Consider the following 15,983-nt stretch of genomic DNA (forward strand, 5'->3'; position numbering starts at 1 on the left):
GTGGCTACATTCTTTAGGCCTGTTTGAGCGTGAGATTGTTCACCTCGGCAGTCAGTTCTGGCACAACAGTAAAAAGATCGCCCACCAGACCGTAATCGGCGACGCTAAAAATCGGCGCTTCCGGGTCCTTGTTGATCGCCACGATGACCTTCGAGTCCTTCATGCCGGCCAGATGCTGGATCGCGCCCGAGATGCCGACTGCCACGTACAGTTGCGGCGCGACGATCTTGCCGGTCTGGCCGACCTGATAGTCGTTCGGCACGAAGCCCGCATCCACTGCCGCGCGCGATGCGCCCAGCGCTGCGTTCAGCTTGTCCGCCAGCGGCTCCAGAACCTTGGTGTAGTTCTCGCCATTGCCAAGACCCCGGCCACCCGAGACGATGATCTTCGCCGAGGTCAGTTCCGGACGGTCCAGCTTCGTCACTTCACGGCTCACGAACTGCAACAGGCCGCTGTCCGCTGCGGCTTCGATCTTCTCGACCGTTGCGCTGCCGCCTTCGGCTGCGACCGGGTCGAAACCCGTCGTGCGGACCGTGATGACCTTGATCGGGTCAGCCGATTGAACGGTAGCGATGGCGTTACCCGCGTAGATCGGGCGCTCGAACGTGTCGGCGCTGTCTACAGCCGTGATGTCGCTGATCTGTGCAACGTCGAGCTTCGCGGCGATACGTGGCGCGATGTTTTTACCGTAAGCAGTCGCCGGCGCGAGGATGTGCGTGTAGTCCTTCGCGATGTTCAGCACCGTTGCTTCGATGTTTTCGGCCAGCCCTGCTTCGAGTTGCGGCGCGTCGGCCAGCAGGACCTTCGAAACACCTGCAATCTTCGCTGCGGCATCCGCTGCGGCTTGCGCGTTGTGACCTGCCACCAGCACGTGAATATCGCCACCGATCTTCTGCGCCGCTGCAATCGTGTTCAGCGTCGCGGCCTTGATCGACGCATTATCGTGTTCAGCTATTACCAGATTCGTCATTTCGTCCGTCTCCTGCGTTGTCCTTAGAGCACCTTGGCTTCGGTCTTCAGCTTCTCGACCAGCGTCTTCACATCCGGCACCTTCACACCGGCGGAGCGCTTGGGCGGCTCAACGACTTTCAGCGTCTTCAGGCGCGGCGTCACGTCGACACCCAGGTCTTCCGGCTTGACGATTTCCAGCGGCTTCTTCTTCGCCTTCATGATGTTCGGCAGCGTCACGTAGCGCGGCTCGTTCAGGCGCAGATCGGTCGTGATCACGGCCGGCAGGCTCAGCGACAGCGTTTCCGCGCCGCCATCGACTTCACGCGAAACGGTGGCTTTACCGTCTGCAACGACAACCTTCGAAGCGAACGTGGCCTGCGGCAGATTCGCCAGCGCAGCCAGCATCTGGCCGGTCTGGTTCGAATCGTCGTCGATGGCCTGCTTGCCGAGGATGACCAGCCCAGGCTGTTCCTTGTCGACCAGCGCCTTCAGCAGCTTGGCCACCGCCAGCGGCTGCAGTTCTTCGTTCGACTCGATCAGGATCGCGCGGTCCGCGCCGATCGCGAGCGCCGTGCGCAGCGTTTCCTGCGCCTGCGTCACGCCGGCCGACACGGCGATCACTTCGGTCGCCACGCCCGCTTCACGCAGACGAACGGCTTCTTCAACCGCGATTTCGTCGAACGGATTCATCGACATCTTCACGTTCGCGATGTCGACGCCCGTGCCATCCGACTTCACCCGGACTTTCATGTTGTAATCGACCACTCTCTTCACTGGCACCAGGATTTTCATATACGCCCCTTTCTTTTCGTCACCGGCGCGATCGGATAGAAGGACAGATCGTCGACGAAAATCTTGCGCGAATTGTTGCAGGAAGAACGAGGCTCACTGAAGGGAGATCGTGATCGAGTTTCACGATGTGAACTTAAGGGAGCAGAGGTTTCACGCTGACCGCCGCCTGTAATACTCACCCGTCAAGACTCGCCTGTTTTTTGCGCGCGTCCGCGAACAGTTCCTTGCACGAACACGCGTCGGCAGATAGCGTTCCTGTGTTGGATGAGGTGTTGCAGTCGTAGTATGGGTAGGATGATGGGTAGACCTTGTTCAGGCAGAGCGGGAGTCAAACCTGGCCGCGCTTTGCGGGCAACTGTTGGAATCGGCTGCCTTCCGCCAGACGATCCCGGGCGCCGCTGCGCAACTTCGGGACAAGACTGCCGAAACAATCCGCGACGGTTGGCTTTATACCGGCGATCTCGGGCGGGAGGACGAAGACGGTTACCTCTTCTTCCTTGCTCGAAAGAAAGATAGCCTGCGGCGAAGGGGCAAGAATGTGTCAGCCTGGGAGGTGGAGAACGTCGTCAACTCGCATCCAGATGTCGAAGAGAGCGCCTTATTGGCGTAGTGAACGAGTTCGCCGACGAAGACCTGAAAATATTTCTCAAGCTGAAAAGCAAGCCGGCCACGTTTGACTACGCGCTGTTCGTTGCGTGGTGCGAGAAACGCATGGCGCGATTCCAGGTGCCACGGTTCATCGCCATCGTGGACGACTTCTCGAAGACACCGACGCAAAGAATCCAGAAACAGACTCTATCAGTCAGAACGGACGATTGCTGGGACGGGGGCGCGCAAAGACCCGTGACGACGTAGTCATTGTGGCGATGCGACTGAGGAGCGGTTCGTATGCTGCCTCCGTCACATCGGGCTTGAGCGCTAGTTTGGCCGCGAACCGGCACGGCATTCGAATCTGCGGTGCCTATGATGCGGGTGGTCAGGCGCCGTGCCGCCACTCGGGCCCTCCAGGATACGGCAGACCTGCCGTCACCCGCTTCCGGCGAGGCCCCTTTAGTTCGCCGGTCCACTTGTAGAAACACAATATACTTCCTATCAGCAGCACGCGGGCATCGGCAGCAAACTAGAAGCCAAACAACCTTCCGGTAGTCAACGCGATTCTGTCGCTGCAAAAAAAACTGAAGCCGGCCGTTGAGTCAGGCACATGGAGACAAGGAGCGAGAGCGGTGACGAAGCAAGAACTGTTGACGATCATTTCCTTCGCCGAGAAGGCGCGGGCGTTGTCAAACGAGTGTCTAGGGATCAATGAGGCAACGTGGGATATTCTGCTTTTCGTAATCCGCAGGCATCTGGAGAACAAGCTGGTGACAGTAACCAGCCTGGCACACGCCGCGAACATGCCCTACAGCACGGCGGTGCGAAAGATCGATCAGATGTTGGAGGAGGAACTGATCATCAAGCGGGAGCGCACTACGACCGGGAAATCGTTCTCCCTGCATCCCAGTGAGGACATGATCGCCCGCTTTCACGACTATGCGCTGCGAATGAAGGACATAGTCGCTCAGACCTTTGGGTTTCCAACTGATGCCGAGGGACGTAGTAGCTACTATTTCGGTGCGTCCTATATGGCTGCCAACATTATCTCAGGGCCCGCAATCCTGCGTCAGGGGATCGGGGTCAAGAATACAATGCGTTTTTTGTTCACCGACGACCCGACGTTTCTCATCCTCGCGCGTGCTCAAAAGGAGCTCGAACAATGGTTGGGTGGCAAGGTTGAGATCACTTGTGCATCGATAGATGATGTTCGAACACTGACCCTTAACGATGCCCAGCGAGCAGTCTCTCATTACGACATCATCGATTTCGATATGCCACAGATTGGCGAGTATGCGCAGAAGGGTGTACTGATGCCGATTGATGCTCTGCTCGAAAGCAGCAACATGAACCCCTCCGACTTCCATCCTGCGAGCTGGAATGCCGCGAGCTACGATGGAGTCCGGTACGGCGTTCCAATCGAGCCGACCGCCGAGCTATTTTTTTATCGGACAGATATCTTTGAATCTCTCGGTCTCGCGCCCCCCACAACCGTCGACGAAACGTTGCATGCTCTTCGTCTACTTAAGAAGCGGCGACCGGACATCGCTGGGGTTGCTTTCTGTGCTGCGCGTGGAACCCCCATCGGGCATACATTCTTACAACTACTGGGTGACTTCGGCAGGTCACCGCTTGATCTGCCGGTGATCGACGGAGATTTCGATCTTTCACAACTTTCTGGCGAGCGGATCGCATGCATGATCGACAGCCCGGAAGGTCTTGCGACGGCAGAGTATCTTCTCGCTCTCCAGAATTTCGCACCACCAAACCTGCTGCACCTCGCTTGGGACGACGTCGGCCAACTTTATGCCGAAGGGAAGATTGCGACCGGATATGTCTGGTCGGTTCGCGCAGCGCGCTTCGAATTTGATTCGGGGTCGCCTGCCCACAAACGGTCCGGTTTTCTTCCTCATCCGCGCGCGGTGGGAACACAATGCATCTCGCCAATGGGCGGATACGCGCTCGGTATCCCCAGGAACATTGATCCGAAACGTGTTGATATGGCGTGGCGTGTTACCCAATATCTTACGTCCCCCGAGCTGATCAAGTATTACGTCCAGAATGGCTGTCTGGTCAGTCCGCGCTTTAGTGTCAGCGCAGATCCTGAGGTCAAAGGCATGAGTGGCGTCATCGAGATCATAGATAGACTCGCGCAAAACGATCAACTGAAGTATTGGCAACGCCCCCCAATCCCGGAGTTTTCAGGAATGACGTCGATCCTCGGCGAAGAGATTCATCGAATGATGCGCGGCGAGATCAAACCGAAAGAAGCGCTGGTCCGGTCTCAACAGCGTATCGACCGCATCCTTCAAGCGCGCGAGAGTTGAGGCACCCGGTCGAACGCGAAGATGGTCGGAATGCGATGCGTACTTGCCAATCCCCATGAGATGCCTGGCACAGTCTCGCGTTGGGCCGCGGCACCTTCAAAAAAGTCCAAAATGAACTTTTCTCAAAGTGGACACCTGCGCGCTTTGTCTTTGTCTGCCCCTCCGCAATAATCAGATCCCAGTTTTCCTTGTAGAGGAACAAAAAATGGCGGATCGGTGGAGCGAGATAGAGTTGTTCGTCCTGACTGGCGAACTGGGCAGCCTCTCGAAAGCCGCCGATAGACTCGATATGTCGAACGCTTCGGCAAGTCGCACGCTGAGCGCGCTCGAAGAACGTTTGGGGGCACGCCTCATAGAGCGGACTACCCGGAGGATGTGGCTGACTGATGTTGGGCATGACTACCACCAGAGATGTTCTGCAATGCTTGCAGAAATGGCAGAGGCAGAATCAATCGTCTCCGACGAATGCGTGGTCGCTCGTGGCGTTTTGCGGGTAACGAGTTCAGTCTCGTTCGCGATGATGCATATTGCTCCAGCACTCCCCGAACTCAGGAAGAGGTACCCGGACCTTTCCGTGCAGATTGTGACGGCGAATCAGTATCAGGATTTCATCGAGGCGGGGATCGATGTGGCAATACGTACCAAGGAGCATGAACACGACTCCGGAATCACAGTGCGGAGGCTCGCCGAAACACGGCGAGTGATCGCTGCTTCACCGGGCTATCTGCAACTGCATGGACGTCCTCGCACACCGGAGGATCTCGATACGCATCAGATGCTGGTATATAACCTCGCAGCAGATCCCTATATGCTTCACCTGCGCAAGGGCGAAGATGAGCGTCACATCCGGATCGAAAGCGTGCTCGATTCGAACGAAGGTCAGGTCATCGTTGGCGCTGGCCGAGCTGGCCTTGGAATGGTCATCCAGCCTTTGTACATCATCTACGATGACATCGTTTCGGGGAGGCTCATTCCGGTTCTTGAGGACTGGAAGCTGCCGCCACTCACGATCAATCTTGCGTATCAGAGTCGTAAGTATCAGCCGGCGAAAATTCGGGCTTTCACAGAGTTCCTCATCGAACGGGTGAAGAATCTGGATTTGGAAAAACGATGGCTGACGGAGGCTGCGTGATTGGTCATATGCGCCAGTGCTGCGCTTTCACTTCCGAGGGCTCGCGAAATCCGGGACATGGCACCAGGCGCAGCGTCGCGTCCTTGCCTGTCGTTATGCGCAACTGGTGATGAGCGAGCGTCGAGCGACCAGACCAAAGGTCCGCTTTGGACGTCGCTTCAACCCGTGCTTGTAGCGAGTTCCGCGAAACGCTCGTTGATACGGCTGCCCGAGGCGTCCAGTTCGTCGAGCCGTTGCTCCAACTGCTCGTAAAGAAGTTTTCCGGCGCGCTTTTTGAACTCGCCAGCCACTAACACCGTGTCGACGTTTGCGGCACTTCCTTGCATTAGCACTGACGAAACAGGGTCGTGCACCGGTCGCATACTCAAACCGTCTGCACGAATCAACACGACATCGGCTTGCTTGCCCGGCGTGAGCGACCCAATTCGATCCTGCAGGCCAAGTGCCTCTGCGCCGCGAATCGTTATCCAACTGAGTGCGTCCGACGTGGAAATCGTCGAATGACTCGGCAACTGCCCGCTGTCGACCCGAGCCTGCGCATTGTCCAACGCACGCTGCGAGGCCAACGCGACCCGCGCCACCGTGAACATGTCGCCTGCGATGGCTGACTCGAGATCGACACCAAGTGACGGCGCCCCGCCCGCGTCACGCAATCGGCCAGTGATCGGATGGCCGTGTCCCTGAGTCATTTCCGTCTCGGGCGCGACAGAGAAGGTCACCCCACGGCCGATCATCATCCGGAGTTGCGCGTCGCTCAGATTGTTACCATGGACGATGTTGGTGGTCGGGCCAAGAAGGTCGCGCTCGGCCAGACGTTCCCAACCATCGGGCGTCTTCGGCTCGAGCCCTGCGCAGTGCATGCTGGCGATCAGTTCGTACTCGGCGGCAAGCAGAAAATCATGCTCGGCTACCTCATAGGTCGAGTAATGAGGGCCGAGGATCGCCATGCCGAGCGTGACGCGCGCGTCGCGGCTTGTGAACCTGTTCTTCAGCAGGCGCTCGATTTCGCTACGTGGATGGGGAATCTCGCTGAAGTGCTTCTGCCCAGGTTTCGGATCTGGCTTTGGGGAACCGTGAAAATACACGGCGCGGATCCCTGACTCGAGCAGTCCGTCGATCGCGCGATCCGTGTGTTCGGGCGTCGGATTGTTGTGGCACCAGTCGCCCAGCGTGGTCGTGCCAAGACTCAGCTGGTTGAGCGCACCCACGAGCGTCCCGATGTAAAGGTCATCCTGGTTGAACAGCGTTGCTAGTCCCGCATGGACGCTACGGAAATAGGTGGGCAATGTCCAGTTAGCCGCCACCCCGCGCAGCGCGGTCTGCCACGTGTGCATGTGCGCGTTGATGAGCCCCGGAATGACAATGCAACCGGTAGCGTCGAGTTGTTCAGCATCGTTCGCCTGGACCTGCGGTCCTACAGCGACAATCAGGTCATTCTCGATCAATAAGTTGAAGCGGCCATTGCCGATGGCCGGGTCCATCGTGACTACATGACCGCCTGTAATCAGCATCTTCATCAACGCGTCTCCCTGGTTCTAGTGGGCTGTATCCCGGTAAGGCGAATTTGTTGTCGCCGCCTCGCCGCCACAACGGGCTTATTTGATTGCCAGTTTGTGCTGCATGGTAAAGGCAGCAAAGGATTTCAGTTGAGCGGAGATGATTTCGCGCGTCTGCGGGTCCGTGACGCTCTTGCCCTCTACGTCTAGCTTGCTTGCGGCTCCGCCTACCATAACCTCGGGTTTGTTCAGCACCTGCGAATCGAGGAATACCAGGCTCTGGCGCAAATGGTATTGCGCGCGGGCGCCTCCAAAAATGCCAGGGGACGCCGACTGGATCGCAACGGGCTTGCCTGCAAACGGGGCTGTCGGGAGACGCGAAAGCCAGTCCAGCGCATTTTTCAGCACACCGGGAACCGAATAGTTGTATTCAGGCGTGACGATGATGACTCCGTCCGCTTCACCAATTGCGTTTCCAAGTTCAAGCACAGTTTGCGGAAAACCCTCGGCCTGAACATCCGCGTCGTAGTGGGGGAGCAACCCAACGGAGGGTAACCTCGTCACCTGGACATTCTCCGGCGCTAACGTCTGCAGGGAGTCGGCGATGGCTGCGTGGAAAGAAAGACGACGCAGGCTTCCGACAAGCGTCACCAGACGCAGGGGGTTTTGATCAGACATGATGTTCCTTAGGAAGTAGTTATGTGATGGCCCTGAGGGACCATGTGTATCGATACGATCAGGTTGATGCCCAATGCTGCATATGCTCGGGCATGCACGTGCGCCAACTCAGGCGTTGATCGCGCTTATCCGCGGTCCAGCGGAGTCGGCTGTCGTCTCGACGCAATAGTCGACCTGAAAACGCGCTGTTCTCATATTGCCAAGTAGCTCTCGCACTCGCAGGTGCTCCGGATGCGTCGCATAGGCGTCAAGAGCGGCCTGTGAATCAAACTCCGTGATGAGAACGACATCACAGGCATAGTCGACCGCACTCGAATCGAGTCCGATTTCAAGCTTCAGCATGCCTGGAATTTGACCACGTAGCCCTTCAAAGCTCTCCTTGACGAGCCGGCGGGCTTTCTGATGTTCTTGCGGGGTCTCACCGCTAACTCGCCACATGACAATATGTCGGATCATGCATGAACCTCCGCGGGGTTTAGTACGAAGTCGTAATTGACCGTATAGAACGGCTTTTTCATTTTTGTACCGTCCGGCGCCACGCTAGGATCGTGCTCGACCCAGTCGGTGATTAACGTTGAGCGAACACCAAACACCGCATCAGAGTCGAGATACTTGTCTCCATCGCGGAATACATGGGTGATCAGCGTTTCGTAGCCGGGCGCCACAATCATGAAATGCAGGTGTGCCGGCCGCCATGGATGCCGCCCGAGCGCTTCCAGCATTCGGCCCACGGGGCCGTCGTGGGGAATCGGATATGCCTCAGCGAGGATCGAGCGAAACTGAAATTTCCCGTCAATGCCGCTGTATAGCCTGCCGCGCGCCTGGTGGGCTGCGGAACCCGAACCATCGGACGACCGTTGGACATCGTAGAATCCGTCTTCGTCGGACTGCCAGACGTCGATCCGTGCGCCGCTCACCGGCGTGCCGTCAAGACCGCGGATTTGGCCGCTTACAAAACACGGCTCGCCTCGCGCGCCGTTCGCGATATCCGCGCCGTTTTCGTATTCCGGCGCGCCCTCGACATAGAACGGACCAAATACGGTTGCTTCCGTGCAGTGGGTCGGCTTTTTGTGGTTCAGCGCCATCACGAGCATCGACAGGCCAAGCGTGTCCGAAAGCAGAATGAATTCCTGACGCTTGTCATCCGTGATGTGTCCAGCTTCAGTCAGAAACTGTATGGCCTTGAGCCACTCCGCCTCGGTGAGCTTGATATCGCGCACGAAGCTATGAAGATGCTGCACCAGACTGGTGATGATCGTGCGTAGTCTGCTGTCGCAGCGATCGTCCATTGACGCAAGTACGGCCTGCGTAATGGTGTCCTCGTTGATGTTGCGCATCGCTGTCGTCTCCGTTGTGCGCGTGTGCATGAGACGACAGGTTAACGACCTCATAACGGAAAAGAAATGCGTCAAAGTGAAATGACATTTCCGCTAGGTGGATGAATCAGCCGTAACGATCGTTGGACCGAAATCGAATTATTTGTTTTGACGCTAATGAACGATGGCCAGATTTTCTCGGATGCCGTCGTGTCGTCGTCCCATTCCCGGGGAAATCCGGATGGACTTTCCCCTTCAAGGTGGTCACCGCAAAGATATTTCCACCTGCCGGAAATATGATTTCGCGGGCACGCATATTTCTTTAGCGCACGTTCGAATAGTCTACAGCCATGCCACGAAACGCAACGCGGCGTTGCAAAGGTGACAACGAAGTCGGCAAACCCACCGATTCACCTGGCCCGGGCGGCCTGGTAGGAGACCATCGATGAAAGCAGTCCGGGTTCATGGTAAGCGCGATCTTTGCGCCGATGAAGTATGCCCCACGAAAACCGAGCTTGGGACAGGTGCTTGTCATAGCAACACCGTGCGGCATCTGCGGCACCGGTCCTCATGAATATGATCACGGCCCGGCGTGGACGTCCGCAAGCCCGTCCCCCACATCAGCGCTTCCCTTCCACAGATTACTGGCCGCGAGTTCGCGGGCCGCGGTTCCATCGGGCCGCCGACCGGACCTCAGGATCGCTATCTTCGGCCCAGAACGTTCGAGTGCTGAGAGACGCTGATAGATAAAAACAGTTCCGGGCTAGAGATACCAGTGGCGATGCCACAGTAGGTGGCCACGGAACGTGTTGAGGAAGTCGAAAACAGAACTGCGAATAGCGGACATCAGAAAGGAGATAGAAAATGGACCGCCTTAAAGGCAAAGTCGCTTTGATCACCGGTGCTGCACAGGGCATCGGATTGACGGTAGCGCAAATTTTCGCACGCGAAGGCGCTACGGTCATTGCGGCTGATATCAATTCAACGGGTGATTCACGTGGCTTCGACATTCAGCAACTTGACGTGTCCTCGCCAGCAGATTGGACACGCGTTGTCGAGTCGGCGATTGCCAGTCACGGACGCATCGACGTGCTCGTGAACAACGCAGGCATTGTCGGGTGTTATGAAACGTTGGACGGCACCGATCTGGACAGCTGGCAGAAAGTGCTCAACGTCAATCTCACTGGCAGCTTCCTTGGCATCCAGGCCGTGTTGCCGTCTATGCGCGCGATGCGCAAAGGCTCGATTATCAATTTCTCGTCCATGTGGGGCATTGTTGGTGTCGCGGGGGCCGCGGCATACGCCGCAGCAAAGGGCGGGGTGCGAAACATGACCAAGAACGCCGCCGTGACCTACGCGCCCGAGAATATTCGAGTGAACTCTGTGCATCCCGGATTGATCAGAACGCCACTCGTTGAGCACCAGTCGGATGACATGAACGCCGAGATCATCGCGAAGACGCCGATGGGACGCATGGGCACGTCCGAGGAAGTCGCGAATGTATGTCTGTTCCTTGCGAGTGATGAGTCCTCGTTTATGACCGGTAGCGAACTGGTGATCGACGGCGGATATCTCGCCCAGTAGCCGAGATGCAAGGATGCGGTAACGGATCGCATCATCGATTCAAAAGAGCTGCTTCTATTGACGTGGGCCGTGCGCTCCTCGCATGGTCGGCGAAACTCCAAACAGCCTGCAGCTCGTACTGCAGGCATATTGCAGGTGAAACACATGTCTACTGATCTTCTTACTCAATTTGGCCGGCGCGTTCGAGTTGGTCTGGTCGGCGGTGGAAAAGATTCTGTCATCGGTCGCACCCATCTTGTCGCGATGCGAACCGACGGTCTTTACGATGTGGTCGCTGGCGCGATGTCAATTGACCCGGAGATTGCGAAAGCTTCTGCGCGAGCGGAATTGATCGACGAGGACCGGATCTACACCGATTTTCGTGTGATGGCAGAGCGCGAAGCAGCGCGCGAAGACCGCATCGACGCGGTAGTAATCGCCACCCCGCCACAGTTGCATTTTGAAGTGGCTAGCGCATTCATGGAGAAAGGGATCGACGTCATCTGTGAAAAGCCACTAAGCCGCGATCTTGGCGAAGCCCAACGCCTCAATGACCTCGTCAAACAACACAATCGGCTGTTTCTCCTCACGCATTGCTACACGGGTTATCCGATGGTTCGGGAAGCGCGTGCGATGGTGGCGTCGGGTGCACTCGGCAAGATTCAATGTATTGAAGGCGAACTGTGCGCGGGCTTTGTGGCTGACCCGCAAAATCCGGACCGCCATTGGCGGTTTCGCGAGTCTGCGATGGGCAAGGGCGTCCTCTTGGGCGAAGTTGGCTCCCACGCTCACCATATCGTTTCATACATCACCGGACTCCGCATCGAGGAAGTCTCTGCTGAGATGACGACCTTCGCCGAAGGTCGCGAAGTGTACGACAACGCTTATATGACGGCACGGTTCGAAGGCGGTGCTCGCGGGCGGCTCTGGGGCAGCTATGTCGCAACGGGAAACGACCATGGCCTCTCATTCCGGATTTTTGGAGAGAAAGGCAGTCTCACCTGGGTTCAGGAAGAACCGGAGGTGCTTTGGTTCAAGCCGCCTGGTAAGCCCGCTGTCCGGCTGGCTCGGGGATACAGCAGCCTCTCGCCGGCTGCAACCGCTGCGACGCGATTCACGGCTGGGCACCCCGAAGGTTACGCGCTTGCCTTCGCAAACCTGTACGCAGATTTCGCGAAGGCATTGATCGCCAAACGTCTCGATTTGCCGTACCAGTCTTACCTCGACGGCATACCAGGCATTGCGGACGGAGTGGACACCATGGCGTTGATCGATGCGGCTGTTCGGTCTAACGAGAAGGGTGGAGCCTGGACCACGCTTACTCGATGAATAAAGTCGTCGCAAACCCGATGATCGAGCTTGCGAGCCTTCCAATTCCGACTTTTGTCACGCTCTGCCGAGCGTGACGTCGTAGTGGTTTTTAAATCAGAAATGGAGACAATGATGTTAAAGAAAGTTGTACTCGGTCTGGCAGCCATGGGTCTGCTTACAGGCGTGGCGTCAGCGAAGGATATCAATTCGGTCGGCGTTGCAATCTATTCCCTCGGCGATCCCTTTCAGATCGCAATCTCCAAGGGCGTTACCGATCGCGCAAAGCAGATCAATCCAAACGCCAAGGTCACGACAGTCGCATCGGATTACGACCTGAACAAGCAATTCGCTCAGATCGACAATTTCATTTCCGCCAAGACGGATTTGATCATTCTGACTGCGGATGATCCTAAGGCGATTCTGCCGGCAATCAAACGCGCCGAAGCAGCAGGCATTCCGGTCATCGCGGTCGATGTTTCCGCAGAGGGTGCGGTGGCGACTGTACAGACCAACAACTTCAAGGCGGGCGAGATGGCTTGCCAGTACCTGTCGGACAAGCTCGGCGGGAAAGGCAAGGTGGTCATCCTGAATGGGCCGGCCGTATCGTCCATCCAGGATCGGGTCAAGGGTTGCCAGTCGGTTCTAAGCAAAGGCAAATTCGAAGTCCTCTCCGACAACCAGAACGCCAAGGCAACGCGTGAAGGTGGTCTGACGGTCATGCAGTCGCTACTGACCCGGTTCCCGAAAGTCGATGGTGTGTTCACGGTCTGTGATCAGGAAGCCATCGGGGCGGATCTGGCGGCCAAACAGTTTGGCCGGAAGGACGTCATGATCTTCAGCGTTGATGGCTCGCCGGAAGTGGAGACGTTGCTGAAATCGAATTCGTCGGTCCAGGCGTCGGTGGCCCAGAGCCCGTACTCGATGGCAATGAGGGCTTTCGATATTGGCAACGACATCCTGACAAAGGGGAAAAAGCCCGATGTGCCTGTGATTCTGCTTGATCCGAAACTGGTCACGCGTGACAACGTCGCGTCGTACAAGGGCTGGGGCGGCTAATCAACCCTCTGTCGATGCAGCGCGTGAGCGCTGCATTGGGCACCGCGCGCGCTTCGGCGTACGGCGCGCGCCGGCCAGCACACACAAGGAGACATGATGCCATCGGATAACGGAATTCCTCTGCTCGAAATGCGGAACGTCAGCAAGACCTTTGTTGGCACCAAGGCTCTTGACAGCGTCGAACTGCGCGCATGGGGTGGTGAAGTTCTTGCGCTGATGGGTGAAAACGGCGCAGGAAAATCGACTCTTATGAAGATCCTCTCGGGGGCCTATGAGGCCGACTCGGGAAGCGAGATTCTAATCGATGGTCAGCCCGTCACCATTGGCGATCCGCAGGAGGCGAAGAATCATGGCATATCGATCATTTATCAGGAATTGAGCCTTGCCCCCAATCTGACGGTTGCCGAAAACATTTACTTGGGGCGCGAGGTTTCAGCTCGCGGAATGGCCAATCGCAAGGCGATGTATGCCGGATGTCGCGACGTCCTGGAGCGACTCGACGTGCCCTTCAATGCTCGCACGATCGTCGGCACGCTTTCGATTGCAGAGCAGCAACTGGTGGAGATTGGCCGCGCGTTGCACGCGAAGTCCAGAATCCTGGTTCTGGATGAGCCCACTACGGCCCTGTCGTCTCGCGAGAGCGAGAGGCTGTTTGCGTTGATCAGGCAATTGCGTGCCGAAGGCATCGCCATCATTTACATCAGCCACCGTATGGAAGAGGTCTACGACCTCTCCGATCGTGTCTCCGTGCTGCGCGACGGGCGATTTGTGGGAACGATTGAGCGTCATGATTTATCGGCACAGACTATCGTCAAGATGATGGTCGGTCGGGATCTCTCGACGTTTTACATGAAAGAGCACGATTCAGGCGGTAGCCGTGGTCCTGTCATCTTCGAAGCAAAAGACATTTCAGACGGCGACAAAGTCAAGCCAAGCAGCTTTCAGCTCCATCAAGGCGAGGTATTGGGAATTGCCGGGCTGGTCGGCTCTGGCCGTACCGAGCTTGCGCGACTGATCTATGGGGCCGATGAAAAAACGGGCGGGAAAGTTTTCATCAACGGCCTCGAGGTGAACATTCGTCAACCGTCGGACGCACTCAGGAACGGGTTGGCATACCTGACGGAGGACCGTAAGGCACTTGGCCTCTTTCTCGACATGTCGTGCGCCGAAAACCTCAATATTGGCGTCATTGCTTCAGATTCACTCCAAGGCGGCTTTCTCAACCTTGCAAAAGGGAAGAGTCGCGCAAATTCGGCGTTTGAACAACTTCGTATCCGGGCGGCGAGCCCTATGGTCAACGTGGGTAGTCTCTCTGGAGGAAACCAGCAGAAGGTTTTGCTTTCACGTTGGCTGCAAATCGGACCCAAGGTGCTGATTCTCGACGAGCCGACGCGCGGTGTGGACATTGGCGCTAAATCAGAGATATATCGCCTTATCGACGACCTGGCTCGCCAGGGAATCGGTGTCGTAGTGATATCGAGCGAGCTGGCGGAAATCATCGGGGTTTGCGATCGCACCCTTGTGATGCGGGCGGGGCATATCGTCGGCGAGGTCGGCGGCCCGGACAAGGAGGCGATCACGCAGGAAAACATCATGGCTCTGGCGGCAGGGGCGGATGCAACCCTTGATGCCGCTTGAAACAGATTCGGAGACGGAAATGAGCAAATCAACGATCGGAGGCCCAGCCGCGGCCCAGACATCGACAGAGCGCATCGGAATGTCGGCGCGTAAGGTGCACATTCGAAGACTGATTAGCGCAATCGGCATGTTGCCGGTGTTGATCATCCTTTGCTTCGCATTTAATTTTGCGACAGAAGGCACGTTTTTCACCGGCCAAAACATCGCAATTGTGTCGCAGCAGGCCGCCATCAATACGGTATTGGCCGCCGGCATGACGTTCGTGATCCTAACGGGAGGCATTGACCTTTCAGTGGGATCAATGCTGGCTACCGCGGCAATGACTGCCATGTTGTGTTCCGTCAATCCCACATTCGGTGCCTTTGCGCTCCCAGTGGGACTCATTACCGGCATAGTTTTGGGCTTGCTCAACGGTGGGTTGATCGCCTATTTCAAGCTGCCGCCGTTCATCGTTACGCTCGGGTCGCTCACCGCAGTGCGAGGATTAGCGCGATTGTTCGGTAACGACGGCACGGTGATGAATCCCAACCTGAGCTTCGCGTGGATAGGCAATGCAAGTATCCTGGGCGTGCCCGTGCTCGCAATCATCGCGCTCGCCGTTATCCTGATCTCCTGGATCGTCCTTCGTCGTACGGTGCTCGGCATCTGGATATATGCCCTTGGTGGAAATCCTGCGGCAGCCCGCCTCTCGGGCATCAAGGTCCCTCTGATTCTGCTCTTTGTGTATGCCGTCTCCGGGCTGCTCTCCGGTCTCGGTGGCGTGATGTCCGCAGCGCGGCTTTATGCTGCGAATGGTCTTCAGATCGGCCAGGGCTACGAGCTTGACGCGATTGCAGCGGTTATCCTCGGCGGGACAAGTTTCGTGGGTGGCGTGGGCTCTATCTGGGGGACGCTGGTTGGAGCTTTGATTATCGCAGTACTCTCCAATGGGCTTGTCATCTTGGGTGTATCTGACATCTGGCAATTCATTATCAAGGGCCTTGTCATCATCGCGGCCGTGGCCCTCGATCGCGTCCGTCGCAGCGGTGAGAACCGCACCTGATTCTCAATATGCGCGGCCGAAGCGCAATACAGAAAAATCATCCCGGATACGACGTTGACGCGCACAACGTCTCTGACCGGCGCGGTGTAC

General features: G+C 57.1%; 14 protein-coding genes. 8 read left to right on the top strand and 6 right to left on the bottom strand.

Going from position 1 to position 15,983, the window contains the following annotated elements; translation table 11 throughout:
• Positions 1–13 precede the first annotated feature (13 nt).
• Both BM438_RS16450 and BM438_RS16455 read right to left on the bottom strand, forming a co-directional pair.
• Positions 14–970 (bottom strand): electron transfer flavoprotein subunit alpha/FixB family protein, encoded by a 957-nt coding sequence (locus BM438_RS16450; RefSeq protein ID WP_093635290.1) that lies wholly within the window; start codon positions 968–970, stop codon positions 14–16.
• Between the two features lie 23 nt (positions 971–993).
• Entirely contained in the window at positions 994–1,743 is a 750-nt protein-coding gene (locus BM438_RS16455; RefSeq protein WP_093635291.1) for an electron transfer flavoprotein subunit beta/FixA family protein, read from the bottom strand.
• A gap of 358 nt (positions 1,744–2,101) precedes the next feature.
• On the opposite strand from BM438_RS16455, the gene BM438_RS16460 reads away from it, so the two are divergent.
• The 3 genes from BM438_RS16460 (at position 2,102) to BM438_RS16475 (ending at position 5,793) form a co-directional block, all read left to right on the top strand.
• A complete protein-coding gene (locus tag BM438_RS16460) occupies positions 2,102–2,353 on the top strand; it encodes an AMP-binding protein (protein ID WP_093635292.1) in 252 nt (83 codons plus the stop codon).
• A gap of 613 nt (positions 2,354–2,966) precedes the next feature.
• Positions 2,967–4,661 carry an ABC transporter substrate-binding protein gene (locus BM438_RS16470; protein ID WP_093635294.1) on the top strand — a complete coding sequence of 565 codons (1,695 nt, stop codon included), beginning with the start codon at positions 2,967–2,969 and terminating at the stop codon, positions 4,659–4,661.
• Between the two features lie 205 nt (positions 4,662–4,866).
• Positions 4,867–5,793, top strand: a complete 927-nt coding sequence (locus BM438_RS16475; protein ID WP_093635295.1) for a LysR family transcriptional regulator — start codon at positions 4,867–4,869, stop codon at positions 5,791–5,793.
• Between the two features lie 158 nt (positions 5,794–5,951).
• Here the strand turns inward: BM438_RS16475 and BM438_RS16480 are convergent, their stop codons facing one another.
• From BM438_RS16480 to BM438_RS16495, 4 genes are all read right to left on the bottom strand, one after another.
• A complete protein-coding gene (locus BM438_RS16480) occupies positions 5,952–7,310 on the bottom strand; it encodes an amidohydrolase family protein (protein ID WP_093635296.1) in 1,359 nt (452 codons plus the stop codon).
• Between the two features lie 78 nt (positions 7,311–7,388).
• A complete protein-coding gene (locus tag BM438_RS16485) occupies positions 7,389–7,967 on the bottom strand; it encodes an NADPH-dependent FMN reductase (RefSeq protein ID WP_093635297.1) in 579 nt (192 codons plus the stop codon).
• Between the two features lie 108 nt (positions 7,968–8,075).
• On the bottom strand, positions 8,076–8,423 hold the full coding sequence (locus BM438_RS16490; protein WP_093635298.1) for a Dabb family protein: 348 nt from the start codon (positions 8,421–8,423) through the stop codon (positions 8,076–8,078).
• The gene (locus tag BM438_RS16495; protein WP_093635299.1) at positions 8,420–9,304 is read right to left on the bottom strand and encodes an intradiol ring-cleavage dioxygenase; all 885 of its coding nucleotides are present in this window, start codon (positions 9,302–9,304) and stop codon (positions 8,420–8,422) included. The genes BM438_RS16490 and BM438_RS16495 overlap by 4 nt, the downstream gene beginning before the upstream one ends.
• Before the next feature lie 843 nt (positions 9,305–10,147).
• On the opposite strand from BM438_RS16495, the gene BM438_RS16500 reads away from it, so the two are divergent.
• The 5 genes from BM438_RS16500 to BM438_RS16520 all read left to right on the top strand — a co-directional run bounded on the left by BM438_RS16500 (position 10,148) and on the right by BM438_RS16520 (position 15,893).
• Positions 10,148–10,867, top strand: a complete 720-nt coding sequence (locus tag BM438_RS16500; protein ID WP_093635300.1) for an SDR family NAD(P)-dependent oxidoreductase — start codon at positions 10,148–10,150, stop codon at positions 10,865–10,867.
• 144 nt (positions 10,868–11,011) lie between these two features.
• The gene (locus BM438_RS16505) at positions 11,012–12,175 is read left to right on the top strand and encodes a Gfo/Idh/MocA family protein (RefSeq protein ID WP_093635301.1); all 1,164 of its coding nucleotides are present in this window, start codon (positions 11,012–11,014) and stop codon (positions 12,173–12,175) included.
• 111 nt (positions 12,176–12,286) lie between these two features.
• Positions 12,287–13,213 (top strand): ABC transporter substrate-binding protein, encoded by a 927-nt coding sequence (locus BM438_RS16510; RefSeq protein ID WP_372342314.1) that lies wholly within the window; start codon positions 12,287–12,289, stop codon positions 13,211–13,213.
• Between the two features lie 93 nt (positions 13,214–13,306).
• On the top strand, positions 13,307–14,851 hold the full coding sequence (locus BM438_RS16515; protein ID WP_208620666.1) for a sugar ABC transporter ATP-binding protein: 1,545 nt from the start codon (positions 13,307–13,309) through the stop codon (positions 14,849–14,851).
• Between the two features lie 19 nt (positions 14,852–14,870).
• A complete protein-coding gene (locus BM438_RS16520) occupies positions 14,871–15,893 on the top strand; it encodes an ABC transporter permease subunit (RefSeq protein ID WP_093635303.1) in 1,023 nt (340 codons plus the stop codon).
• The last annotated feature ends 90 nt before the right edge of the window (positions 15,894–15,983 follow it).

The sequence above is a fragment of the Paraburkholderia aspalathi genome (assembly GCF_900116445.1).
Classification (GTDB): Bacteria; Pseudomonadota; Gammaproteobacteria; order Burkholderiales; family Burkholderiaceae; genus Paraburkholderia; species Paraburkholderia aspalathi.